This is a genomic window from Bradyrhizobium sp. USDA 4473 (genome assembly GCF_054063335.1).
In genome coordinates, this window is sequence record NZ_JBSSGE010000001.1 from 403045 (window position 1) to 427043 (window position 23999).

Below are 23999 nucleotides of genomic sequence, written 5' to 3' on the forward strand. Positions count from 1 at the left end.
GGTGCGATGCTATCATCGCCCTGAGGAAGGGCTTTCGATGCATCCCGCCGCTAAACTGCAATTCGCCCGCATAGCCGACGAGTTCGCGCGATGGCGTGCCATTCCGGAACCGGAGCGGCCGCCGGCGCCGGCGTGGTGGTGGGGACCGGCCTTCGAGCTGCGCGATGCCGCCGGCCCGCTGTCGTCCCATCGCTGTCGTCAGCTCCAGCTGCCCGACGGCGCGAGCTTTGCCGACGGCACGCGTGTGCTGCGCCAGACGCTGGCCGGCCAGACCGTGCTGCCGTGGCCCTATGATTTCTCGCGCAAGGTGGCATCGACCGATTCCGACGTCCGCGACCTGCCGGTGCAGCCGTCAGACGACAGCGCGTTTCCGCCCTAGCTCCGGCCCGGCCGCGCCGATCGCCGCATCGTCCAGCGCCGGCTGCAACGGAGGCGACGTCGGTGCCGTCGTCAACAACTCGGCGAGGTCCCGCGGCGGCAACGGCCGGCTGAACAGGAAGCCCTGCATCTCGTCGCAGGCATGCGCGCGCAGGAACTCCTGCTGCTCGGAGGTCTCGACGCCCTCGGCGACGATGGTCATGCCGAGCGCCTTGCCCATGCTGATGATCGCCTGCGCGATCGCGACGTCCTCGGAATCATTGGGCAGGTCGCGCACGAAGGAGCGATCGATCTTGATGGTGTCGATCGGGAACTGCTTCATCAGCGACATCGACGAATAGCCGGTGCCGAAATCGTCGATCGCGAGGCGAATGCCGCGGTTCTGGATAGCGTCGAGCACACGGACCGCGCGCGTCACGTTGCGCATCACCATGCTTTCGGTGACCTCGAGCTGCAGCAACGCCGGCGACATGCCGCTCGCCGCCAGCGCCTCGTCGATGTCGTCGAGCAGATTGGGATCGCCGAACTGCCGCGGCGACAGGTTGACCGCCATCGTCACCGGCTTGAGGCCGCGATGCTGCCACGCCATGTTCTGCGCGCAGGCTTCCTTCAGCACCCAGCGGCCGATCGGCACGATCAGGCCGATTTCCTCGGCGAGCGGAATGAACTGACCCGGCGAGACCTTGCCGAGCTCGGGGTGGGTCCAGCGCAACAGCGCCTCGACACCGCTGATCTGCCCGCTCGCCATGTCGACCTTGGGCTGATAGTCGAGCGAGAACTGGTTGCGCTCCAGCGCGCGGCGCAGCGCGCTCTCCATCGTCAGGCGCTCGATCGACTGCGCCCTCACCTCATTGGAGAAGAACCGGAAGCCGTTCTTGCCGTCCTCCTTGGCGAGATACATCGCCATGTCGGCATTCTTGGTCAGCGTCTGCACGTCGGAGCCGTCGGCAGGATACATCGCGATCCCGATCGAGGCCGTGGTGTGGCACTCGTGTCCACTGATCTGCAGCGGCTGGCTGAGCGAAACCAGCAGATCGCCGGCAATCCGCTCGACGTCGTCACGTTCGGCGGTTTCCTCGAGGATGACCACGAACTCGTCGCCACCGAGCCGCGCCACCACGTCGCTCGCACGCAACGAACCACGCAGCCGCTCGGCGATCGCCACCAGCAGCATGTCGCCGGCATCGTGACCGAGCGAGTCGTTGATGATCTTGAAACGGTCGAGATCGATGAACAGCACCGCGAGTTGCCGTCGATGGCGATCCGCCGCCGAGATCGCGTGACGCAGCATCTCGTTGAACGTCTCGCGGTTCGGCAGGTTGGTCAGGCTGTCATGCGAGGCAAGATATTCGATCCGCTCGTCGGCCTTGTGCTTCTCGTCGGCGCGGTCGAAGCTCTCGAGTGCGAACGCCAGATTGTCGGCGAGCCGCTGCAGCAGCTCGGCGAATTCCGGCGTGAAGGTGTCCTTCTCGGTCGCGACGAAGATCATGACCCCGACCACCCATCCGCTGACGATCAGCGGGAACGAGGCACCGGACTGCGTGCCGTCGAGACGCGCGCGTTCATGGAACGCTGCGGTCTCGGTATCGGCAAAATAATCGTTGATGATGCAGGCCTTGCCGGACCGGAACGCCCTGCCGCAGGCGCCGCGCCCTTCGGGATGCGCCTCGCTGATCGAGAGCGTCACCTGGCTTGCGCCGTCCGCCGCCGGACCCGCGATCGCGACGATCCGCAGATAATCGCTTCCCTGCTGCGCCAGCGCGATGGTGGTCGAGGTGAACCTGCCGCCGGTCGCCGCCGCCTCGCAGACCAGCTGATACAATTCGGTGCGGGACTTCGCCCGCATGATCGCCTCATTGGTCGCGCTCAGCGCCGCGAACATCCGCGACAGCCGCTCCTTCTGCTCATCGGCCCGCGCCTTCTCGTCGGCGCGGTCGAAATTGGCGAGCGCAAACGAGACGTTTTCGGCGAGCCGCTGCAACAGCGCCATCATCTCCGGACTGAATGTGCCGAACTCGGCGGAGAGAAACACCAGTGCCCCGATCGCCTCGCCGTTCTTGAGCAGCGGCAGCGCCGCGCCGGACTTGCTGCCGCTGTCGCGGACGACCGGATAGACATGCGATTCAGGGCCGAAGTCGCTGAGATAATCGTTGCTGATGCAGGGCCTGCGGGTCCGGATCGCAACGCCGGTCAGCGTCTGCCCTTCGGGGCGCGTCGGATCGGCCGACAGCTGGACCTCGCGGGCCCGTACCCGGTCGGGACCCGAGGCTGCCACATTGTCCAGGAAGACTTGGCCGGGACGGACCAGCCTGATCGTCGCCGAGATGAACTGGCCGCCGACAGCCGCGGCATCGCAGACCAGATCGAACAGCTCGCTGCGGGATTTCGCCCGCATGATCGCCTCGTTGGTGGCGCTCAGCGCCGCGAACATCCGTCGCAGCCGCTCCTTCTGCTCTTCGGTCCTCGCCTTCTCGTCGGCACGATCGAAACTGCCGAGCGCGTAGGAGACGTTGTCGGCGAGCCGCTGCAGCAGCTCGGCGAATTCGGCCGAGAAAGTGTTGCGCTTCGCCGAGATGAACAGCATCACGCCGACCGGCTCGTCGTCGACGATCAGCGGAAACGCCGCACCCGATCGCGCATCCTCGCGGTCGATCACGTCGCGGAACGGGCTGTTGACGACGTCGCCGAAAAAATCATTGTTGATGCAGGCGCGCCGGGAGCGGAACGCCCGGCCGCAGACCCCGCGCCCCTCGGGGCGCGCCTCGCTGCGCGAGACGTTGAGGCGGCGCGCATTCTCCGCGGTCGGACCGGCGACCGCCATCATCTCCAGGAAATCGTCGCCGGGTTTCGCGATCAGGATGCTGGTGGAATTGAACCCGCCGCCATGGGCAGCGGCGGCGCAGACCAGCTCAAACATCTCGAGCCGCGACCGTGCGCGCATGATCGCCTCGTTGGTCGCGCTCAAGGCCGCGAACATCCGTGACAGTCGTTCGCGCTCGGCATCGGCCCTGGCTTTCTCGGTGGCGCGGCCGAAATTGTCGAGCGCGACCGAGACATTCTCGGCAATCCCCGCCAGCAGCGCGATGATCTCTTCGTCGCGCGCCCAGGAATTGCCGATGAAGAAGATCAGGACGCCGACGCTCCGGCCGAACCGGGTGAGCGGCAGCGCGACGCAGGCCATCAGGCCGCTGCCACGCGCGGGCGCCTGCGACGGGTCCGCCGACATGGGAATATCGTGCTCGATGCACGGCCGCTGGGTCCGGAACGCCTCGCCGCAGATGCCCTTGCCGTAAACGCTGTCCGGATCGGTGGAGAAGCGCGTCTGGGTGATCAGTTCGAGCGCCTCGCCGGTGCCGGCGACGGGCTCAAACCAGTGCGTATCGGGCTCGGCCAGCAACACCACCGTGGCGAAGGATTTCCCGCTGAACACCGCGGCATCGCAAACCCGCTGATAGAGGTCGTGCTCGGTCTTGGCGCGAAGGATCGCCTCGTTGGTTGCGCTGATCGCACCGAACATGCGGTTGAGCCGGCGCATCGCCCGCTCGCCGCTCTTGCGCGACGCCTCATGGTCGAAATTGTCGAGCGCGTAGGACACGTTCGCCGCGATGCGCCCCAGCAGCGAGACGATCTCCTCGCTGAGCGAATTGACCTCCCGCCGCGTCACCATGAAGACGCCGACGCTGCGCCCGCCACAGACCAGCGGCATCGCCGCAGCCGCGCCGACGCCGCCCGCCGCGGCACCGCTTCGCCAAGCGGCCGAACGGGGATCGTTGACATAGTCATTGCTGACGCAGGCGTTCTGATCGCGAAACGCGCGCCCTGCGACGCCTTCGCCTTCCGGCAAATTGGCGATCGCGGAAATGGTGATGCTGCGCAGACGCGCGACGTCCTCGCCGCAACCAGCGGCGAAGGTCAACAGACCGGTATCCGGCTCCAGCAAGAACACGGTCGTGGCCAGGAAGCTCCCGCTCGAGAACGCGGCTTCGCAGACCTTCCCGTACAGCTCTTCTGGTGATTTCGCGTACAGGATCGCTTCGTTGGTGGCATTCAACGCCGCGAATGTACGCCCGATGCTCGACTGCACGATTCCTGAAGGCCCCGGGGCCACCCCTTTCACACTGGAGCGGAACATTGCCCGCGATAGGCCTAAGTGGTGGTTAGCGTATCCGGCAGTTGCACGACAAAGTAAACGGCTCACGAACACGGAAGGCGATTTTCCGGGATATTACGGACGCCGATGTGCCAGCCTGAGGCGGAGCGCCGAGCGGCGCTGCTGGCCGCGCCGCCGGAGCCGCGAAATTCCGTATCGCGACCGCGGCCGTTCCGCTCGGTGAAACCAGGGCCGCCAGCACCCTGCTGGCGGTATGGCGGACCGGATTTTCCGCCCTTGCTCGCCTCTCGGTGCTTTGAGAGCATGAGCCCGACAACCGCAAGCAAGACCCGCGCATCACGCGGGCCAACCGCGAGGAAAATCCCATGCCGATCGTCCAGGCCGACCGTCTCACGCGCATCGGCACGGCTCTCCTGCGCGGCGCCGGCGCATCGGAGGAGGAGGCAAGCGCCGTCGCCTCCGGCTGCGTCAACGCCAACCTCGCCGGCCACGACTCGCACGGCGTGATCGCGATCCCGACCTATATCGACCGGATCAAGGCCGGCCACATCGTGCCCGGCGCGAAATGGACCGTCGTGCAGGAAACGCCGACCACGACCGTGATCGACGGCCATTGGGGTTTCGGCTTCCACGTCAACGCCAAGGCGATGGAGATGACCATCAACAAGGCGAAGACCGCCAACGTCGCGGCCTGCACCGTGTTCCGCCAGAGCCATGTCGGGCGTCTCGCGCACTATCCGATGATGGCGATGCGCGAGGGCATGATCGGGATCGCGGCCGCGGATTCCGGCCGCTCGCCGAAGCATGTTGCGCCGTTCGGCGGCCGCGAGGCCCGGCTCGGCACCAACCCGCTGTCGATCGCGGTGCCGTCCGATCTCGAGGCGCCGTTCTATCTCGACATGGCGACCTCGGCGGTCGCCGCCGGCAAGATCCAGCTCGCGGTGGCGCGCGGCGAGCAGATCCCGAAGGGCTGGATCATCGATGCCGAGGGGCGCGACACCACCGATCCCAGGGATTACCGCAAGGGCGGCGCGCTGCTGCCGCTCGGCGGCAGCGAGGGCTACAAGGGCTCGGGGCTCGCCGCGATGGTCGAGGTGTTGTGCGGTCTCCTGACCGGGCTCGGCTTCGGCGTCGAGCCGACCGGCCGGCATAATGACGGCTGCTTCATGGCGGTGTTCAACGTCGCCGCGTTCCGCCCCTTGCAGGATTTCAAGAAGGAAGTTGCCGACTTCGCCCGCTACCTGAAATCGACGCCGCCCTCGGAAGGGAGCCGCGGTGTGTTCTACCCCGGCGAGGTCGAGCATCTGCGCGAAGTCGAGCGTCGCAAGAACGGCATCGAGATCGAGGATGCGACCTGGGACAAGCTTAAGGCACTCGCCGCCGACTACAAGCTGACCGACCAGCTCGGCCTGCGCTGACATATCCGCACGGAGGAGAACGACATGACACGGCAAATGGCGCTGGTTGGCTTCTTGCAGGCGCAGAACTGCACCAACCTGCCGAGTTCCTGGCGCCACCCGGAGTCGCGCGATGACTCGATGTCCGCGGATTACTACCAGGAGATCGCGCGCATCCTGGAGCGCGGCAAGTTCCACATGGCGTTCTTCGACGACCGCCTCGCAATGCCCGACCGCTACGGCAACGATCACACCCACACCGTCGAATACGGCATCCGCTGCGTGAAGATGGACCCGATCGTGGTGCTGACCACGATGGGCATGGTCACCACCAGGCTCGGCCTCGCCTCGACCGCGTCGACCACCTATTTCGAGCCGTTCGACGTCGCCCGCCGCTTTGCCACGCTCGACCTGATGACGGGCGGCCGCGCCGCCTGGAACGTGGTGACGTCGGTCAATGACGGCGAAGCGCTCAACATGGGTCGCGAACAGCATCTCGAGCACGATCACCGCTATGATCGCGCCGACGAGTTCATGGAAGTGGTGCTCGGCCACTGGGACGCGTGGGAAGACGGCTCGCTGGTGATCGACAAGACGAGCGGGCGCTTCGCCGATCCGACCAAAGTCAAGCGGCTCGACCACAAGGGCGCATTCTTCACCTCGCGCGGGCCGTTCACGGTGCCGCGCTCGGCACAGGGCCATCCCGTCGTGATCCAGGCCGGCGCGTCCGGCCGCGGCCAGCGCTTTGCCGGACGCTGGGGTGAAGTGATCTTCACCGCGGCCCGCAATCTCGCCAATGCCAAGCAGGGCTATGACGCGATCCGGGGCGAAGCCGCCAAGGCCGGCCGCGATCCCGACCAGATGTTCCTCTGCAACCTGATCACGCCGGTCACCGGCGCGACCAAGACCGAGGCCGAGGACCGGATGGCGGTGATCCAGAAGCTGCCGCTCGAGATCGACGCGCTGTCGCTGCTCGCCGAAGGCCTCAACTTCGATTTCGGCGCCAAGGGCATCGACGAGCCGCTGACGACGGAGGAATTGCAGGGCATGCAAGGCATGCTCGGCATCCGGGACGGCGTGCTGCGCACCTCGGGTAAGACCAATCCCTCGACCCGCGACTTCATCACCTTCTCCGGCCGAGGTCAGGTGCAGGACGCGATGGTCGGCGGCCCCAAGGAGATCGCCGACCGGCTGGAGGAAATGTTCATCAATCGCGGCTGCGATGGTTTTGTGGTCGCGGCGAGCTACGTGCCGGGCTCCTACGCCGACTTCGTCGACCATGTGGTGCCCGAGTTGCAGAAGCGCGGGCTCTTTCACAAAGATTACGCCGGCACGACGCTGCGGGAAAATCTCGGGCTCAAGCGTCCCGCCGCGGGCGCCTGGAAGACCCGCGCACAGGCTGCGGAATAGAGGGACATCATCATGCGCTGGCTGAAATTCACCGCCGCGGGCAATACCGCGAGCGCTCCTTCTTGGGGCCTCGTCGAAGGCGACACCGTCATCACAGTCAACGGCGATCCCTTTGGCGAATGGAGCAGGACGTCGAAGACCCACGCCTTGAAGGACGTCAAGATCGAGCTGCCGCTGATCCCGCGCACCTTCTATTGCGTCGGGCTGAATTATCTGAAGCACCTCAAGGAAGCCGCCGACAAGGCCGGCACGGTGCCGAACGTCCCCGATCGTCCCGAGATCGGCTACCGCGCCCAGAACGCACTGATCGCCCATGACGAGGACGTCGTGATCCCGGCGAGCGCGACCGAGAAGATCCACTACGAGGGCGAGCTCGTCGTCGTGATCGGCAAGAAAGTCAAGCACCTCACCGAAGCGAACGCGATGGACTGCGTGTTCGGCTACACCATCGGCAACGACGTCTCCGAGCGCAGCTGGCAGAAGGCGGACCGCAGCCTGTGGCGCTCGAAGAACGCCGACACCTTCAAGCCGATGGGCCCGTGGATCGAGACAGATGTCGACCTCGACGGCATGGAGACCGCGATCCGCGTCAACGGCAAGGAGACCGGCCGCTTCCACACCAATGAGATGATCTTCGGCATCGTGCCCTTCCTGGTCGAGCTGACCAAATATTTCACCCTGTCGCCGGGCGACGTGATCTGGATGGGCACCGACGGCGCCTCGCCTGACCTGAAGGACGGCGACGTGGTCGAGATCGACATCACCGGGATCGGGACATTGCGGAACAGGTTCGTGAAGGAGAAGGCGTGAGCGCCGCCCCTTCCCCGTCATCCTGAGGAGCCGCGTAGCGGCGTCTCGACGCATGAACGGCTCAGCTGGTGGCCGTCGGCTCTTCGAGACGGCCGCTGCGCGATCTGCTCAGGGTGACGGTGATGGAGCCCAAATACGGGTTTCTCTCCGTTCGTCGTCCCGGCGATCAACGCACGTGGGATGAGAACCGCCCGAGCACGCGCTTGAGCGGCTTGGCGCGATGGTACACGAGCGAAATCAGCGATCCGGCCAGCGAACGGGACGATGTGAAATTCTGCAACCCGGTTTCCTCGACACGAAACTGCGACTTGTAACCCGTATTTCCGAGACCCATGTCGAGCCGGCGCAGGCCTTGATCGAACCGCAACTTGATCACGCGATAGATCAGCTGCATGCCGATCGAGAATTTGCCGAACCGCTGAATGTCGGAGCCGATCAGGACGGCATGAAACTCGTCTTCGCAGGCGGGCCCGAACAGGGCAGCGACCGGCTCGCCATTGAGATAGCTGACATAGGTGATCGCCTCGCCGGACTCGATTCCCGCGACGGCGATGTCGCAATAGAATTGTTCGTAGATGGGATTGTCGAGAAAATCGCCTTCAAACCGGCCGTCCCGTGCAGATTTGAGAAACCTGAACGCGTCGCGAATTTCGGCCTCGGTCCGCGCCGGGCGATGTTCGTACGGACCGAACTCGCGTTCGATCTGCCTGGCCAGCCGTCGCAGCTCCTTGGAGTATTTCTTGCTGATCGTCTGGCGTTGCCACACCTCGAAATCGGGGCCGGTCTCGCTGTGATAGGCCGCGTTCTCGTTGCGGCTTGCGACCGTTTTCCTGAACAGTCTGCGGGCGTCGAAACCATCATCGCGGACCTTGCGGAACATCAGCACGTCGGCAACGTCGAGCAACCGGTCGATCCGGTCGACAACGGACGGATCAGCGGCCAGCATCTCCAGCGTCGCCGGGTCCGCGATGATGGCGTTGTAGTCGCAGACGCCGAAATCGGCAGGCAGCAGCATCGACAATCCCGCCGACCGTTGCAGGACCAGCGGAATGACCGCAAGCAGCGTGCGGTCGAGATTGCGGATCGTGAGCGTGTACTGCTTCGCCGCGAGATGCGGCATCAGCTTGCGGTGGACGGCATCGAGCCATGACGGCGCCTGAAACACCGTCGCACGCTCGAGATTGTGAAAGGCGCGATACTCGGCCGAACGGAAATCGAACTCGGGTTCGATGCCGATATGCAGGTCGATCGGATACGGGCTTCTGTTTGGCGCCAACATCTGAAGCGTCTCTCGGATACGGCCGGCAACGGCTCATCACAGCGCGCGAATTCCATTTTCGCTTTCGGGCGCAATCCGGAAATCCCGGCTTTTGACGACGTCGCCCTCGATCTGCCGGCCCATCTTCTTCCAGATCATGGCCGCGGTGGCCTTTGGATAGACGTGCAACCCGTGATCGCGCGTCGACGTGTTGCGCAATCCGAGCGTCCGGCGCAGCACGCCGTTTCCGTAATGCACCGCATAGGCATTCCAGGTCGATCGCGTCCAGTGCTCCATGGTGACGGAGATGTTCAGGCAATCGTGGTTCTCGACCTTGTGCGGTGCGTAGAGCGGCCATGTCAGCATCTCGCCCGGATGCAGGTCGAACACGGTCGCGAACTCGTCGAACCAACTCCGGTAAGGCACGTCTTCGTTGGTCTCGCGCAGCAGGATCTTCTCGACGTTTTCCGGCGGCATGAAGACGTCCGAGCGCGGATAAATGAACACGCGCTTGACACCCGAGATCTGCCAGAGCGACTGCCCCTGAATGTCGGCGTGATAGGGCACCTTCGCATTCGGCGACGACACCAGCACGCCAAGGGTCCGCTTGAAGGTCTTGAAGCCGCTCATCCGCGCTTCAAATTCGGAGAATATCTGATTGAGCAGCTCGTTGTATTCGGGCGCCCAGTCCATGACGCGGCGGATGTTCATCCAGATGCGCCCCTTCTCGATCGCTTCAATCGCCTGAAGCCCCGAGCTGCCGCCGAGCTCGCCATAGATGCGCTTCGGCGTATCGCCGTCGAAGCTGACGGATTCAAGCCCGAGATGCGATTTCGGGCAGCGCTCGATCAGCTTGCCTATGCTCTCCCGTGAGAACAATTCGCTCTCGGCCAGACGATGCCGAAGCTTGATGGCGTGCAAGCCGAACAGACGCTCATGTTGAGCCTGCCAATCGACGACGATATCGCGCTGCATACTTACCGAATTCATTTTCGACGCTCCCCGCCGGACGAACTGCCGAACTCCCGGTCTTCTCGATGGTACTTCTCTAGGTACTTCTCGATGGTCCACATGAGGTACGTGGTGTTGCGATCGCGTTAAATAGGACAAATTGTTGCAAACGCAGTCGAGGTTAACACGACATCGCCTCAACCATCGCGCAAACGGCGCAACGCTTTTCGCGTCCGGTTCCCGGTCATTCAAATTTTATGCAATTTGCTAAGAGTCTAGAGAAGCCTTGCCCCGGGCCGACGCTTCACGTGATCGATGAACGCCCGCAGCTTCGGCATGATCTGGCGGTGGCCGGGATAATAGAGGAACACGCCGGGCGTCGTCGGCGCGAATTGATCCAGCACGCGGACGAGCCTTTTCTCCTTCACGGCGCCCGTGATCAGTGGTGCCGGCACTTGCGCCAGACCCACGCCTTCGACCGCCGCGCCGACCAGCGTCGGGAAATCATGGCCGATGAACGAGCCGGATACCGCGAGCTCGATCGACCGGCCATTGTCGTTCAAAGACCACGGCGCGAGCCCGCCATTCGATCGCCGCAGCCTGAGGCAAGCATGCGCGCGCAGATCGTCCGGACGCTTGGGGCGGCCGCGCCGCGCGAGGTAATCCGGGCTGCCGACGATCGCGAACGGGAACGGCTTGGTCAGGCGCACTGCGACCATGTCCGGGTTGATGAACTGGCCCATCCGGATGCCGGCATCGAAACCGCCGGCAGCGAGGTCGACCAGCTCCTCGCTGGCGGCGAGCTCGACCTCGATCTCTGGATAGGCCTTGCAGAACGAGGCGATCAACGGCTCCAGCAGGATCGGCACCACCGAGCGCGGCACGGTGAGGCGCAACAGCCCGGCCGGCTTCTGCCCGAGCTCGCGCGCTGCGCCGCTCGCGGCCACCAGTTCCTCGAACGCCGGCCTTGCGCGCGCCAGAAATCGCTCGCCGGCCTCGGTCAGCCCGACGCTGCGGGTGGTGCGGATGAACAGCACGGCGCCGAGCCGCGCCTCGAGCGCGCGCACCGCCTGGCTGATCGCCGACGGCGTCACCCCGAGCTCGGTCGCCGCGCGGCGAAAGCTGCGGTGCTGGGCGACGGCCAGAAACGCCTCGACGCCGTCGAGCGCGCCCTGCCGGACTGTGAAGCTCTGCTTCATGGCCTGTGAACATTATCGCGAATAGTCGCGCACGGGAACCAGCCCTACATCCAAGCCGCAAGCAGCGCGATATGCGCTGATCCACGCGACATCACGACGGTGTCGCGAGCGGAGACACGCGACCGATGAAAGCAATCCATCACTGCCTCCTGGCTCTCACCCTCACTTTGACAGGCGCCACCACCATGACCGCTCCATCTTCCGCCCAGACACAAGCTCAAGCCGTCTCCCCCATAACCACCGGTGTGATGGTCATCCTGACCGTCAAGGCCGGCGTCACCCGCGATCAGGTGATGGCCGTGATGCCGGACGAAATCCGCCAGACCGTGCAGCTCTATCTCAATGGCAAGGTGCGCGAATGGTACTCGCGGTCCGACGGGCGCGGCGTCGTCTTCCTGCTCGACGCCAAGGATACGTCCGAGGCCCACGCGATCATGGAAGGCCTGCCATTGTCCAAACTCGACATCATGGACCACGACTACATCGCGGTCGGCCCGCTGCTGCCGCTCCGCCTGCTGTTGGCCAAGCCCTGAACGCCTCGCCGAGGTCGAGCCCGATCGTCGGGTTCGACCTCCTCGACCCCGATCGACAATCAGAAGGGAGCCGACCATGCCAGTCAGTCTCAACGTCCCATTCCTGCTCAGCGTCGCCGGAGCATTCCTGACCAGTGCGGTGGTGGCCGTGACCTATGTCTGGCCGGCGCTCCGCACCTGGCCGCGCCACCAGGCGCTGCGGCTGCTTGCAGCGTTCCATGCCTTCCGGTTTCTCGGGATGAACTTCCTGGTCACCGGCTTCGTGTCGCCGGAGGTAAACCCGGTGTTTGCCGGCGCGGTCGGCTGGGGCGATCTGACCGCCGCAGTTCTCGCGCTGCTCGCGACGGCGGCACTTTCGTGGCGCTGGCCGATCGCTACCCCGATCGTCTGGCTGTTCAACATCTGGGGCACGCTGGATCTTCTCAACGCCTACTTCATGGGCGCGACGAAGAACGCCGATCCCGGCCTGTTCGGCGCCGGCATCTATATCCCGGCGCTCTACGTGCCGCTGCTGCTGGTGAGCCATGTCATGATCTTCATGCTCCTGATGCAGACCAAATCGGCTGAGGCGTAGAGGTCTATCCTTGTCCTTCCGGGGCTCGCGCAGCGAGAGCCCGGAATCCATCGGGCCACATGGCATGTGGAGCAATGGATTCCGGGCTCGTGCTGCGCACGCCCCGGAATGACGAGAGAGAGAGAGACGCGCGCACCTCGAACGACGAACTAGAACGGCAGCGCCACGCCGGTCTTGATTTCCTTCAGGATCACGTTGGTGCGGACATGGCGGATGCCGGGGATGCGGAACATGAACTCGTCCAGGAATCTATTGTAATCGTCCATGTCGCGCACGACGACGCGCAGATGATAGTCGGCGTCGCCGGTTGTCGCGAAGCATTCCAGCACCTCGCGGCGCTGCATCACCCGCGCGACGAACTCATCGACGAATTTGACGTCGTGCCGCTCCAGCGACACGTGCAGGATCGCCGAGGTGGCGAAGCCGGCGCGCTCGCGCGCCACCAGCGCCGAGTAGCCTGAGATGACGCCGGTCTCCTCCAGTGCACGGACCCGGCGCCAGCACGCCGAGGTCGACATCCCCACGGTTTCCGCAAGCTGCTGGTTGGTGGCGCGGCCATCCCTTTGCAGCTCGGCGAGAATTCGTTCGTCTTGCTCTTCGACCATCGCAGAGCTCCGATTAGGTAGATTTTTCCAAATCACACGATTATAGGCAATATCCTATCGAAATCCGCATCGCAAACGGATAGATAGGTAAGACCTACCAGCCCCGCAGGCATAGCCTCGTCCAATCAGACATCGCGATTCCACGAGGGACCGGTCATGGGCCAGATGCCGCTGCTCGACGCCTACCAGCTGTCGGCGCGCTACAGCCGGGAGCGCGGTCGCGTCTTCCTCACCGGCACGCAGGCGATCGTCCGCATCGCGCTCGACCAAAGCAGGCGCGACCGCGCCGCGGGGCTCAACACCGCGGGCTTCATCTCCGGCTATCGCGGCTCGCCGCTCGGCGGCGTCGATCTCGAACTGTGGAAGATCAAGCAACAGCTGAAAGACAGCCGCATCGAATTCCTGCCTGCGGTCAACGAGGACCTCGCGGCGACCGCGGTGCTCGGCTCGCAGCAGGTCGAGACGCAAAGGGATCGCGAGGTCGATGGCGTGTTCGGTCTCTGGTACGGCAAGGGCCCCGGCGTCGATCGCTCCGGCGATGCGCTGAAGCACGGCAATGCCTACGGTTCCTCGCCGCATGGCGGCGTGCTGGTCGTCGCCGGCGACGATCATGGCTGCGTGTCATCCTCGATGCCGCATCAATCCGACGTCGCCTTCATGAGTTGGTTCATGCCGACGCTGCATCCGGCCGATGTCGGCGAGTATCTCGCGTTCGGCGAATACGGCTACGCGCTCAGTCGATTCTCCGGCATGTGGGTCGGCTTCAAGGCGATTTCGGAGATCGTCGAATCCGGCGCCTCGGTCGAGCTGCCCGCCCCACGCCGTTTCATCCAGCCGGATTTCGTGTCGCCGCCCGGCGGCCTGCATTATCGCTGGCCGGACCTGCCGGGCCCGCAGATCGAGGAGCGGCTGGAAGCGAAGAAGCACGCAGTCTACGCCTTCGCCAAGACCAACCCGATCGACCGCCGCATCTACGACATCAAGGACGCGCGCTACGGCATCGTCACCACGGGCAAGGCGCATCTCGATCTGATGGAGGCGCTGCGACTGGTCGGGCTGGATGAAGCCGCCTGCCGCCGCTTCGGCATCGACATCTACAAGGTCGGCATGGTGTGGCCGCTCGCGCTGCACGACGCGATGGAATTCGTGAAGGGCAAGCGCGAGATCCTGGTGGTCGAGGAGAAGCGCGGCATCATCGAGAGCCAATTCAAGGAATATTTCTACGACTATCCCGGCGCCAAGCCGGAACGCATGGTCGGCAAGCATGACGAAGCCGGCGCACGGCTGATCTCCTGGACCGGCGAGTTGTCGCCGCGCATGCTGGCGGACGTGCTGGCGCGGCGGCTCGACCCGATGTTTCCGGAGCTGCGGTTGGCACAACGCGTCGCTGCGCTCAGACCCGAGCAGGACCGCACCATCGCAGTCCCCGGCGCGACGCGCACGCCGTATTTCTGCTCGGGCTGCCCGCACAACATTTCGACAAAAGTGCCCGACGGCTCCAAGGCATTGGCCGGCATCGGCTGCCACTTCATGGCGAGCTGGATGGACCGCGAAACCTCGTCGCTGATCCAGATGGGCGGCGAAGGCGTCAACTGGGCGGCCTCGTCGAAATTCACCGGCAACCGCCATGTGTTCCAGAATCTCGGCGAAGGCACCTATTATCACTCCGGTTCGATGGCGATCCGGCAGGCGATCGCGGCCAACGCCAACATCACCTACAAGATCCTGTTCAATGACGCGGTCGCGATGACCGGCGGCCAGCCGGTCGACGGCCCGGTCAGCGTGCAGGCGATCGCCCACTCGGTCCGCGCCGAAGGTGTAACGCGCATTGCGCTGGTGTCCGATGATCCCACACATTTCTCGCCGGCGGATTTGCCGGTCGGCGTCACCATCCATCCGCGCGAGGAGATGGATGCCGTGCAGCGCGAGCTGCGCGAGATTTCCGGCGTCACCGTGCTGATCTATCAGCAGACCTGCGCCACCGAGAAGCGGCGGCGGCGCAAGCGCGGCACGATCGAAGATCCGGCGCGCTTCGCCTACATCAACGACCTCGTCTGCGAGGGCTGCGGCGACTGCTCGGTGGAATCGAACTGCCTCAGCGTCGAGCCGACAGAGACGCCATTCGGCCGCAAGCGCAAGATCAACCTCTCGACCTGCAACAAGGATTTCTCCTGTCTCAACGGCTTCTGCCCGAGTTTTGTCACCATCGAGGGCGGCAAGCGCCGGGCGAGGAGCGCAAGCGCGATCGATCCGCTGGCGCGCGCGGCAACGCTGCCGGCGCCGGAGCTTGCGACACTCGACAAGCCCTACGATCTGCTGGTCACCGGCGTCGGCGGCACCGGCGTGATCACCGTCGGCGCGCTGATCGCAATGGCGGCGCATCTCGAGGGCCGCGGCGTCTCGGTGCTCGATTTCACCGGCTTCGCGCAGAAGTTCGGCCCGGTGCTGAGCTTCCTGCGGCTGGCGGCTAGGCCCGGCGCACTGCATCAGGTGCGGATCGACCAGGGCGCGGCCGATGCGCTGATCGGCTGCGACCTCGTGGTGAGCTCGTCGGCAAAGGCGTCCGGCACCTATCGCAAGGGCATGCGCGCCGCGGTCAACACCGCGGAGATGCCGACCGGCGACGTGGTGCGCTTCCGCGATGCCGACCTCGCCTCGCCGGTTCGCTTGCGCGCCATCGAGCGGGTGATTGGATTGGGCAATCTCACCACGATCGATGCCAATGCACTGGCCGAACGGCTGCTCGGCGACAGCGTGTATGCCAACATCATGATGCTCGGCTTTGCCTGGCAGCAGGGCCTGGTGCCGGTGTCGCTGGAGGCCTTGTTGCGCGCGATCGAGCTGAATGGCGTCGCGATCGAGCGCAACAAGCAGGCGCTGGCCTGGGGCCGGCTCGCTTTTGCCGATCCGGATTTTCTACCGAAGGCCGACGGTGCTGCGGCCAATGCGCCGGAGACGCTGGAGCAGATAATCGCGCGCCGCGCCGATTTCCTCACCGACTATCAGGACGAGGCCTATGCCGCACGCTACCGCGCCACGGTCGAGCGCGTCCGCCGCGCCGAGGCTGCGTTTGGCAGCGAGACGTTGACCGACGCCGTGGCACAGTCGCTGTTCAAGCTGATGGCCTACAAGGACGAATACGAGGTGGCGCGCCTGCATATGCAGACCGGCTTCCTCGATGAGCTCAAGCGCGAGTTCGATGGCGACTTCACAGTCCGGTACCATCTCGCACCGCCCTTCCTCCCGGCGCGGCAGGATGCACGCGGACGGCCGAGGAAGCGCGCGTTCGGGCAATGGATCCAGACGCCGCTGCGGCTGCTCGCGGGGCTGAAAGGACTGCGCGGCACGCCGTTCGACGTGTTCGGTACCACCGCGGAGCGCCGCGCCGAGCGCGAGCTGATCGGCTGGTACGAGGCCCTGATCGACACGCTGCTCGGCAAGCTCGATGCGGCACGCCTGCCCGATCTCACAGCGATCGCAAAAGCGCCGATGGAGATCCGCGGCTACGGGCCGGTGAAGGACAACGCGATCGCAAAGACCAAGGCGGAGGTGGAGCGGCTGACCGCGCTTCTCACCTCCGCCCCATCAGATATCGGCGACGGCTCAGGCCGCCGCGCCGCGCTTGGCGGGTGAGATCACGCCGACCACGACGGTCGCCAGCACCGCCACCACGATGTTGAGCAGCAGCGCGCCAAGGCCGACATAGAAAGTGTAGCTGTTCTCGCCGAGCGAGATGCTGGCCAGCGGCTTCAGCCCGTTGCTCCATGCCGTATAGGTCCCCCAGCCGATGCCGGCGGCCCAGCCGAGCAGCAGGCCTTCGGCGCGGAACCAGACCGTGAACAAGCCGAACACCAGGGCCGGCAACGTCTGCACGATCCAGAGGCCGCCGAGCAGTTGCAGGTCGAGCGCATATTGCGTCGGCAGGAACAGGATGAAGGCGAGCGCGCCGACCTTCACCACCAGCGAGGTGATCTTGGCCACCGACGCTTCACCGGCGTGCGAGATGTCCGGGTTGACGTAGGACTTCCAGACATTGCGGGTGAACAGATTGGCGGCGCCGATGCTCATCACCGCCGCCGGCACCAGCGCGCCGATCGCAATCGCCGAGAACGCAAATCCCGCGAACCATTCCGGGAACAGTGTCTTGAACAGCATCGGCACTACGTCGTTCGGCGACGTCACCTTGATGCCCGCGGCATAGGCCATGTAGCCGAGCAGCGCGATCAGGCCGAGCAGCAGCGTATAGGCCGGCAGCAGGATCGCGTTCTTGCGGATCGTATCCGCCGACTTCGAGGCGAAGATGCCCGTCAGCGTATGCGGATACATGAAGGCGGCGAGCGCCGAGCCGAGCGCCAGCGTCGCATAAGGCAGATACTGGGCGGGCTTCAACGTCAGCCCGGTGGCACCGCCCTTCGCGGTGAAGGCGTCGTTGGCCGCGGAGAACACCGCGCCGTAGCCGCCGAGCTTCGCGGGCACCACGACCACCGCCGTCAGCACCACGATGTAGATCATGATGTCCTTGACGAAGGCGATCAGCGCCGGGGCACGCAGGCCGGAGCTATAGGTATAAAGCGCGAGGATCACGAAGGCGGCGATGATCGGCAGTTCGCCGGTCAGACCCATCGCCTTGATCACGACCTCCATGCCGATCAGCTGCAACGCGATATAGGGCATGGTCGCGACCAGGCCGGTCAGCGCCACCGCGAGCTCGAGCGCGCGCGAGCCATAGGCGCCGTGGACGACGTCGGCGGCGGTGACATAGCCGTTGGCATGCGCCTTCTTCCACAGCACCGGCATCACGGCGAACACGAAGGGATAGACGATGATGGTGTAGGGCAGCGCGAAGAAGCCATAGGCGCCGACCGCGTAGACCAGCGCCGGCACCGCGATCACGGTGTAGGCGGTGTAGAAATCGCCGCCGACCAGGAACCAGGTGATCCAGGTGCCGAACTGACGGCCGCCGAGCCCCCATTCGTCGAGATGCTCGCTGACCGGGCCGGATTTCCAGCGTGCGGCGAAGAAGCCCATCACGGTGACGAGCGCGAAGAAGAAGACGAAGACGGAGAGCGCCACCCAGGCGATATGATCGGTCATGGCTCTCCCCTCACCGCCGCTCGCCGGCGTCTGGCTGGCGGCTGCGATAGACCACCCAGATCAAGAGCGACGAGATCGGCACCCAGGCGAGCTGGTACCAGTAGAAGAACGGAAAGCCGAACAGCGACGGCTCGGCGAAATTATAGAACGGCACCCACAGCAAGCCGATGAACGGCAGCAGCAACAGAATCCACATGGCTCTCTCCCAGCCCCGGGCGTGATCCATACCGGCAGGGTTGCCGGTGTCCCGTCATCAACGACCCCAGGAACCATTCGTTGCGTCTAGAATCACAGTTACGGCATGGCGATGCAAAAAGATGTGATCGCCGCACCGGGCACGCTGCCTATTCGGCTTTGATGCCGGCGTCCTGGATCACCTTGCGCCAGCGCGCTTCTTCACCGGAAAAGTAGCGGTCGAGCTCGGCCGGAGGCTGTGCCACCATCACGAGGCCCTCGTTGACGCTGAGCTTCTTGAAGGCCTCCGCCTGCACGGCCTTGGCCGCGGACGTGTTGAGCCGGGCGATCACGTCGGGCGGCGTGTTCGCAGGGGCGTAAAGGCCGTACCAGGATTCCGCGACGTAGCCCGGCACGCCGGCTTCGGACACCGTCGGCAGCTGCGGGAACGCGGGCGAGCGCTCAGTCGAGGTTACGCCGATCGCGCGCAGCTGCCCGGCTTCGACCAGCGACGCGCAGCTCGCCACCGTCGTGAACATCACCTGGATCTGGCCACCCAGGAGGTCGGTGATGGCCGGCGCCGCACCCTTGTAGGGCACGGTGGTGAGATTGACTCCCGTCATGTGCTTGAACAATTCACCGGCGAGATGTGCCGAGGTGCCGGTGCCATAAGTGCCGTAGGACAGCTTTTCCGGATCAGCCTTCGCGGCCGCGACCAGATCGGCGATCGACTTGATCGGCGAGGATGGATTGACCACCACGACGTTGAAGGAGCGCGCCACCAGCGCCACGGGGGCAAAATCCTTGTGCGCGTCATAGGGCAGCTTGCGGTAGAGGCTCGGATTGACCGCGTTGGCGAAGGTCGCCATCAGCAGGGTGTAGCCGTCGGGTGGGCTCGCCGCGACGCTCTGCGTGCCGACGATCGTGCCAGCCCCCGGCTTGTTCTCGACGATAACGGTGACGCCGAGATCCTTCTGCATCTCCTGCGCCAGCGTGCGCGCCACCACATCGGTGCCGCCGCCCGGCGCGAACGGCACCACGATCTTCACGATATGGTCGGGATAGGCGGCGCGCGCCGGCACCTGCAACAGCAGGTTTGCTGCAAGCGCGAACAGAAGCGATGCGAGGAAGCGAAGCGGCATGGCGGACCCCGGCAAGTGACGCGACCTTGATACACGGGAGCGCCATGCGAGGGGGGCCGGGGCGCCATGATGCAGGAGGAAGCGCTCCACTTCCGGTCCCGTCATCCTGAGGTGGCCGCTCTCTTCAGCGGCCCTCGAAGGATGGACGGCCACACTGGAGCCGTCGACCCTTCGAGACGCGCTTCGCACTCCTCAGGGTGACGGAGATAGATGTGCGTGCGCGGCTCTTTCCACGCTCCTCACGAATACGGATTGATCAGCTTCTGCTGCTCGGTGGCGTGATGCACCAGGAGATCGATGAAGGTGCGCACCTTCGCCGAGAGATGATGGCGGTGCGGATAGACCGCGTTCATGGTGAACTCGACCGGCCGGTACTCGGGCAACAGACGGACCAGTTGGCCGGACTCGAGCTCGTCGCGCACCAGGAAGCCTGCCGCGAGGAACACGCCGACGCCGGCCAATGCGGCGAGCCGCAGCGTGTCGCCGCTGTTGGCGACCAGATTGCCGCTGACCTTCACCGACGCCGGCGTGCCCTTGCGGTCGACGAAATGCCACTCGTCGCCATAGGGATAATTGACGTGACGGATGCAATTGCGTTCCGCGAGGTCGCCGAGCTGCGCGGGCTTGCCGTGCTGTTCGATATAGCCGTGCGAACAACACAGCACGTGCCGCCAGGTCGCGATGCTGCGCACGATCAGGCTGGAATCCGGCGGCGGGAGCATGCGCACCGCGAGATCGTAATTCTCGTCGATCAGGTCGACATTGCGTTCACCGATCGCGAGGTCGACCTTGACCTCCGGATAGGTCGCCAGGAACTCGACCACCGCGGGCGACAGGAACTGCGCTAGGTGGGTGTTGGTGTAGATGCGCAGCGTGCCGCGCGGCACCGACTGCAACGCGCCCGCGATGTCGTCGGCCTGTTCGATGTCGGCGAGGATCTGGACGCAGCGGTCGTAATAGGCCTGGCCGACCTCGGTGAGGCTGACCTTGCGCGTGGTGCGGTTGAGCAGCCGGGCGCCGAGCCGGTCCTCCAGCGACTGCACATGGTTGCTCACCATGGTGGTGGACATGTTGAGCTTGCGGCCGGCCGCGGAAAAGCCGCCGGCATCCACGACCCGGACGAAGGCGGTCAGGCTGGTCAGGCGATCCATGTGCGCGACGTCCGGATTATCAGCGCTGGCTTGATAATGCTTCCAGTTTTATCGGGATTATCACAGCGAGGAGGACATTGCATCTAACGGGTCGAGATCGGCGCCCTTTCTGGAAGGACGCGAATGTTCGACCCGGAGGATGCCATGTCGACCACAACCTATGTCCCTGACGAATCGGCTAAAATTGGCCTGCGCCCGTCGCGCGCGACGTTCAAGCGGGCAGCCCTCGGGCTCGCCGCGCTGCTCGGCATCGCCGTCGCCGCCGATTTTGGCTACGACTATCTCACCACCGGCCGCTACCTCGAATCGACCGACGACGCCTATGTGAAGGCGGACTCTACGATCATCGCACCGAAAGTGTCGGGCTATATCGCCCGCGTGCTGGTCACCGACAACCAGCCGGTGAAGGCCGGCCAGCTGCTGGCCGAGATCGACGACCGCGATTACCGCACCGCGCTCGGCCAGGCCAAGGCTGACGTCGACGCCGCGAGCGCGTCGGTGCGCAACCTCGATGCCCAGCTCGAGCTGCAGCAACCGATCATCGACCAGAGCACGGCCGATGTCGAAGCCGCCGAAGCCAATCTGAAATTCGCCCAGGAGGAGCAGAGCCGCTACGACGGGCTGATGAAGTCCGGCTCCGGCACCATTCAGCGCGCGCAGCAGACCGATGCGGCGCTGCGCGCCAACACCGCGCAATTGCAGCACGCGAAATCGGCGCTGTCGGCAGCGCAGCGCAAGGTCGATGTGTTGACCACGCAGCGCGCCCAGGCCGCCGCGCAGGTCGACCGCGCCCGCGCAGTCGAGCAGCAGGCCGAGCTCAATCTGTCCTATGCGAAGATCACCGCGCCGGTCGACGGCACGGTCGGCGCCCGCACGCTCCGTGTTGGCCAGTACGTGCAGGCCGGCACCCAGCTGATGGCGGTGGTGCCGCTCGATGCGGTGTATGTGGTCGCCAATTTCAAGGAGACGCAGCTGACCCATGTGCGGAATGGCCAGCCGGTCGAGCTCACCGTCGACAGTTTCCACGGCACCACCTTGAAGGGCCATGTCGACAGTCTGTCGCCGGCCAGCGGTCTCGAATTCGCGCTGCTGCCGCCCGACAACGCCACCGGCAATTTCACCAAGATCGTGCAGCGCGTGCCAGTGAAGATCGTGCTCGACGATCACAGCCTGACCGGCCTGCTGCGGCCGGGCATGTCGGCGATCCCGACCGTCAACACCAAGGCTACGGTGCTGGCCGAACGCGACGAGAAGCGCCGGCTTGCCTCGGCGACGCGGCCGCACGGCGGCTAGGGACGAACGGTTCTTCAATTGGCCAAGCGCGATCGATCACCGCATCGGCGGTCGATCGCGTTTTGCTGTGTGCCTCTCCGTGATCGCTTCTCCTTCGTGCCGCGCACACCGGCGATAGACCAGCTGCTGTGGCAAGCCGCTACGAACGGCAGAACAGCTAGGCATCCGATTATCAAGCTCTGCCGGACAATCCTTCCACCCTTTCCCGGATTATCGAAACCGGCCGCCTAATACATGTTGTTTGAGTCAGCAAGGACGACCCCGATGACCACACTCCAGCCCACAGCCGATGCAGCCAATACGGCCGATCTTTCGAAACCCGCAGCACCCGCCGCGCCTGCGGTCTCGACGCGGACCTGGATCGCGGTGATCGGCGCCACGCTCGGCGCGTTCATGGCGGTGCTCAACATCCAGATCGTCAACGCCTCGCTCGCCGACATTCAAGGCGGCATCGGCGCCGGCATCGATGACGGTGGCTGGATTTCGACCTCCTATCTGATTGCCGAGATCGTGGTGATCCCGCTGTCCGGCTGGCTCGCGCGGGTCTTCTCGGTTCGCCTTTATCTGCTCACCAATGCGTTCCTGTTCCTGGTGTTCTCGGCGGCCTGCGCGCTGGCCCAGGACCTGCCGCAGATGATCGCGCTGCGCGCCGTGCAAGGCTTCACCGGCGGCGTGCTGATCCCGATGGCGTTCACGCTGATCATCACGCTGCTGCCGAAGGCCAAGCAGCCGATCGGGCTGGCGCTGTTCGCGCTGTCGGCGACGTTCGCGCCGGCGATCGGCCCGACCATCGGCGGTTATCTCACCGAGAACTGGGGCTGGCAGTACATCTTCTATGTCAATCTGGTGCCCGGCGCCGTGATGATCGCGATGCTGTACGTCTCGCTCGATCCGAGCCCGATGAAGCTGTCGCTGATCCGCCAGGGCGACTGGCTCGGCATCATCACCATGGCGATCGGGCTGGCCGCGCTGCAGACCGTGCTCGAAGAAGGCAACAAGGACGACTGGTTCGGCTCGCCCTTCATCGTCCGCCTGTCTGTCATCGCAGCGGTTGCGCTGACAGCCTTCCTGATCGTCGAATTCACCGTCGAGAAGCCGCTGCTCAATCTGCGCCTGCTCGCCCGCCGCAATTTCGGCTTCGGCATGCTGGCGAACTTCCTGATGGGCATTGCGCTGTACGGCTCGGTGTTCATCCTGCCGCAGTACCTGTCGCGCATCCAGGGCTACAATGCCGAGCAGATCGGCATGGTGCTGGCATGGACCGGACTGCCGCAGCTCGTGCTGATCCCGCTGGTGCCTAAGCTGATGCAGCGCTTCGACCCGCGCATCGTCATCGGTATCGGATTTGCGCTGTTCGCCGGCTCCAGCTTCATGAACATCTACATGACCAACGACTATGCCGCCGATCAGCTGCTCTGGCCGAACGTCGTTCGTGCCGTCGGTCAGGCGCTTGCATTTGCCCCGCTGTCGGCGGTTGCAACGGCCGGAATTGAAGCGGAGAATGCCGGATCGGCGTCAGCGCTGTTCAACATGATGCGCAACCTCGGCGGCGCAATCGGCATCGCCGCGCTGCAGACCCTGCTGACCAAGCGCGAGCAGTATCATTCCAACGTGCTGATGCAGTCGGTCTCGCTGCTGGAGGAGGCAACCCGCACCCGGATCGCGCAGATGACGCAGTATTTCATGAACCACGGCATCGCCGACCAGGCCGCCGCCGCCCACCGCGCGATCGCCGCGATCGGCAATGTCGTGCAGAAGCAGGCCTACATCCTGGCCTTCAGCGACACCTTCTACCTGCTCGGCGTGGCGCTGATCATCGCGCTGGTCGCAACCCTGTTCCTGAAGAAGCCGGGCCAGCTGGCTGGCGGCGGCGGCGCGCACTAGCCTTGTTACTGAACCCACAACCACGGAGAACGAGC

At 64.9% G+C, this 23999-nt stretch carries 18 protein-coding genes; 9 read left to right on the plus strand and 9 right to left on the minus strand.

The genetic code is table 11. The annotated features are described in order from the left end of the window. Nucleotides 1-37 precede the first annotated feature (37 nt). Nucleotides 38-379 (plus strand): hypothetical protein, encoded by a 342-nt coding sequence (locus tag ACVW17_RS01965; RefSeq protein ID WP_456750222.1) that lies wholly within the window; start codon nt 38-40, stop codon nt 377-379. On the opposite strand, the gene ACVW17_RS01970 is transcribed toward ACVW17_RS01965, so the two are convergent. Next, nucleotides 353-4462 (minus strand): bifunctional diguanylate cyclase/phosphodiesterase, encoded by a 4110-nt coding sequence (locus tag ACVW17_RS01970; RefSeq protein WP_456750223.1) that lies wholly within the window; start codon nt 4460-4462, stop codon nt 353-355. The two genes, ACVW17_RS01965 and ACVW17_RS01970, sit on opposite strands and share 27 nt — an antisense overlap. 392 nt (nt 4463-4854) lie before the next feature. On the opposite strand from ACVW17_RS01970, the gene ACVW17_RS01975 reads away from it, so the two are divergent. From ACVW17_RS01975 to ACVW17_RS01985, 3 genes are read left to right on the plus strand one after another with little or no spacing between them, the layout of a single operon-like run. Beyond that, a complete protein-coding gene (locus ACVW17_RS01975; RefSeq protein WP_456750224.1) occupies nt 4855-5907 on the plus strand; it encodes an Ldh family oxidoreductase in 1053 nt (350 codons plus the stop codon). Between the two features lie 24 nt (nt 5908-5931). After that, complete coding sequence (locus ACVW17_RS01980) at nt 5932-7296, plus strand: LLM class flavin-dependent oxidoreductase (protein WP_456796729.1); 1365 nt, start codon at nt 5932-5934, stop codon at nt 7294-7296. Nucleotides 7297-7308: 12 nt separating this feature from the next. Then, entirely contained in the window at nt 7309-8106 is a 798-nt protein-coding gene (locus ACVW17_RS01985) for a fumarylacetoacetate hydrolase family protein (RefSeq protein ID WP_456750226.1), read from the plus strand. A gap of 166 nt (nt 8107-8272) precedes the next feature. On the opposite strand, the gene ACVW17_RS01990 is transcribed toward ACVW17_RS01985, so the two are convergent. The 3 genes from ACVW17_RS01990 to ACVW17_RS02000 all read right to left on the minus strand — a co-directional run bounded on the left by ACVW17_RS01990 (nt 8273) and on the right by ACVW17_RS02000 (nt 11514). Further along, nucleotides 8273-9385 (minus strand): GNAT family N-acetyltransferase, encoded by a 1113-nt coding sequence (locus ACVW17_RS01990; protein ID WP_456796730.1) that lies wholly within the window; start codon nt 9383-9385, stop codon nt 8273-8275. Between the two features lie 36 nt (nt 9386-9421). Further along, nucleotides 9422-10354, minus strand: a complete 933-nt coding sequence (locus tag ACVW17_RS01995) for a hypothetical protein (RefSeq protein ID WP_456750228.1) — start codon at nt 10352-10354, stop codon at nt 9422-9424. A gap of 236 nt (nt 10355-10590) precedes the next feature. Next, nucleotides 10591-11514 (minus strand): LysR family transcriptional regulator, encoded by a 924-nt coding sequence (locus ACVW17_RS02000; RefSeq protein WP_456796731.1) that lies wholly within the window; start codon nt 11512-11514, stop codon nt 10591-10593. Between the two features lie 248 nt (nt 11515-11762). Between ACVW17_RS02000 and ACVW17_RS02005 the strand changes: the two genes are divergently transcribed. After that, nucleotides 11763-12047 (plus strand): hypothetical protein, encoded by a 285-nt coding sequence (locus ACVW17_RS02005; protein WP_456796732.1) that lies wholly within the window; start codon nt 11763-11765, stop codon nt 12045-12047. A 76-nt stretch (nt 12048-12123) separates the two neighbouring features. Next, complete coding sequence (locus tag ACVW17_RS02010) at nt 12124-12621, plus strand: hypothetical protein (protein WP_456796733.1); 498 nt, start codon at nt 12124-12126, stop codon at nt 12619-12621. 149 nt (nt 12622-12770) lie between these two features. Here the strand turns inward: ACVW17_RS02010 and ACVW17_RS02015 are convergent, their stop codons facing one another. Beyond that, nucleotides 12771-13226 carry an Lrp/AsnC family transcriptional regulator gene (locus ACVW17_RS02015; protein ID WP_456750232.1) on the minus strand — a complete coding sequence of 152 codons (456 nt, stop codon included), beginning with the start codon at nt 13224-13226 and terminating at the stop codon, nt 12771-12773. 156 nt (nt 13227-13382) lie between these two features. Here ACVW17_RS02015 and ACVW17_RS02020 point away from each other — a divergent pair, with 156 nt between their 5' ends. Further along, nucleotides 13383-16859, plus strand: a complete 3477-nt coding sequence (locus tag ACVW17_RS02020) for an indolepyruvate ferredoxin oxidoreductase family protein (RefSeq protein WP_456796734.1) — start codon at nt 13383-13385, stop codon at nt 16857-16859. On the opposite strand, the gene mctP is transcribed toward ACVW17_RS02020, so the two are convergent. The 4 genes from mctP to ACVW17_RS02040 form a co-directional block, all read right to left on the minus strand. Further along, nucleotides 16830-18320: a monocarboxylate uptake permease MctP gene (gene mctP / locus ACVW17_RS02025; RefSeq protein ID WP_456796735.1), complete on the minus strand. Its 1491-nt coding sequence runs from the start codon at nt 18318-18320 to the stop codon at nt 16830-16832. The genes ACVW17_RS02020 and mctP overlap by 30 nt on opposite strands. A 10-nt stretch (nt 18321-18330) precedes the next feature. Continuing rightward, nucleotides 18331-18516: a DUF3311 domain-containing protein gene (locus tag ACVW17_RS02030; RefSeq protein ID WP_456796736.1), complete on the minus strand. Its 186-nt coding sequence runs from the start codon at nt 18514-18516 to the stop codon at nt 18331-18333. 148 nt (nt 18517-18664) lie between these two features. Continuing rightward, nucleotides 18665-19636 carry a Bug family tripartite tricarboxylate transporter substrate binding protein gene (locus tag ACVW17_RS02035; RefSeq protein ID WP_456796737.1) on the minus strand — a complete coding sequence of 324 codons (972 nt, stop codon included), beginning with the start codon at nt 19634-19636 and terminating at the stop codon, nt 18665-18667. A 239-nt stretch (nt 19637-19875) separates the two neighbouring features. After that, nucleotides 19876-20787 carry a LysR substrate-binding domain-containing protein gene (locus tag ACVW17_RS02040; RefSeq protein ID WP_456796738.1) on the minus strand — a complete coding sequence of 304 codons (912 nt, stop codon included), beginning with the start codon at nt 20785-20787 and terminating at the stop codon, nt 19876-19878. A gap of 144 nt (nt 20788-20931) precedes the next feature. On the opposite strand from ACVW17_RS02040, the gene ACVW17_RS02045 reads away from it, so the two are divergent. Both ACVW17_RS02045 and ACVW17_RS02050 read left to right on the plus strand, forming a co-directional pair. Next, the gene (locus tag ACVW17_RS02045) at nt 20932-22080 is read left to right on the plus strand and encodes an HlyD family secretion protein (RefSeq protein WP_456750237.1); all 1149 of its coding nucleotides are present in this window, start codon (nt 20932-20934) and stop codon (nt 22078-22080) included. Nucleotides 22081-22344: 264 nt separating this feature from the next. Beyond that, on the plus strand, nt 22345-23964 hold the full coding sequence (locus ACVW17_RS02050; protein ID WP_456750238.1) for an MDR family MFS transporter: 1620 nt from the start codon (nt 22345-22347) through the stop codon (nt 23962-23964). Nucleotides 23965-23999: the final 35 nt, after the last annotated feature.

What these genes read in the sequence shown, in the direction of transcription:
- ACVW17_RS01965 (WP_456750222.1), top strand. Translation starts at nt 38, where the DNA reads ATGCATCCCGCCGCTAAACTGCAATTCGCCCGCATAGCCGACGAGTTC.
- ACVW17_RS01985 (WP_456750226.1), top strand. Translation starts at nt 7,309, where the DNA reads ATGCGCTGGCTGAAATTCACCGCCGCGGGCAATACCGCGAGCGCTCCT.
- ACVW17_RS01995 (WP_456750228.1), bottom strand. Translation starts at nt 10,354, where the DNA reads ATGAATTCGGTAAGTATGCAGCGCGATATCGTCGTCGATTGGCAGGCT.
- ACVW17_RS02040 (WP_456796738.1), bottom strand. Translation starts at nt 20,787, where the DNA reads ATGGATCGCCTGACCAGCCTGACCGCCTTCGTCCGGGTCGTGGATGCC.
- ACVW17_RS02030 (WP_456796736.1), bottom strand. Translation starts at nt 18,516, where the DNA reads ATGTGGATTCTGTTGCTGCTGCCGTTCATCGGCTTGCTGTGGGTGCCG.
- ACVW17_RS02015 (WP_456750232.1), bottom strand. Translation starts at nt 13,226, where the DNA reads ATGGTCGAAGAGCAAGACGAACGAATTCTCGCCGAGCTGCAAAGGGAT.
- ACVW17_RS01980 (WP_456796729.1), top strand. Translation starts at nt 5,932, where the DNA reads ATGACACGGCAAATGGCGCTGGTTGGCTTCTTGCAGGCGCAGAACTGC.
- mctP (WP_456796735.1), bottom strand. Translation starts at nt 18,320, where the DNA reads ATGACCGATCATATCGCCTGGGTGGCGCTCTCCGTCTTCGTCTTCTTC.
- ACVW17_RS02045 (WP_456750237.1), top strand. Translation starts at nt 20,932, where the DNA reads ATGTCGACCACAACCTATGTCCCTGACGAATCGGCTAAAATTGGCCTG.
- ACVW17_RS02010 (WP_456796733.1), top strand. Translation starts at nt 12,124, where the DNA reads ATGCCAGTCAGTCTCAACGTCCCATTCCTGCTCAGCGTCGCCGGAGCA.
- ACVW17_RS02000 (WP_456796731.1), bottom strand. Translation starts at nt 11,514, where the DNA reads ATGAAGCAGAGCTTCACAGTCCGGCAGGGCGCGCTCGACGGCGTCGAG.
- ACVW17_RS02035 (WP_456796737.1), bottom strand. Translation starts at nt 19,636, where the DNA reads ATGCCGCTTCGCTTCCTCGCATCGCTTCTGTTCGCGCTTGCAGCAAAC.
- ACVW17_RS01990 (WP_456796730.1), bottom strand. Translation starts at nt 9,385, where the DNA reads ATGTTGGCGCCAAACAGAAGCCCGTATCCGATCGACCTGCATATCGGC.
- ACVW17_RS02050 (WP_456750238.1), top strand. Translation starts at nt 22,345, where the DNA reads ATGACCACACTCCAGCCCACAGCCGATGCAGCCAATACGGCCGATCTT.
- ACVW17_RS02020 (WP_456796734.1), top strand. Translation starts at nt 13,383, where the DNA reads ATGGGCCAGATGCCGCTGCTCGACGCCTACCAGCTGTCGGCGCGCTAC.
- ACVW17_RS01975 (WP_456750224.1), top strand. Translation starts at nt 4,855, where the DNA reads ATGCCGATCGTCCAGGCCGACCGTCTCACGCGCATCGGCACGGCTCTC.
- ACVW17_RS02005 (WP_456796732.1), top strand. Translation starts at nt 11,763, where the DNA reads ATGGTCATCCTGACCGTCAAGGCCGGCGTCACCCGCGATCAGGTGATG.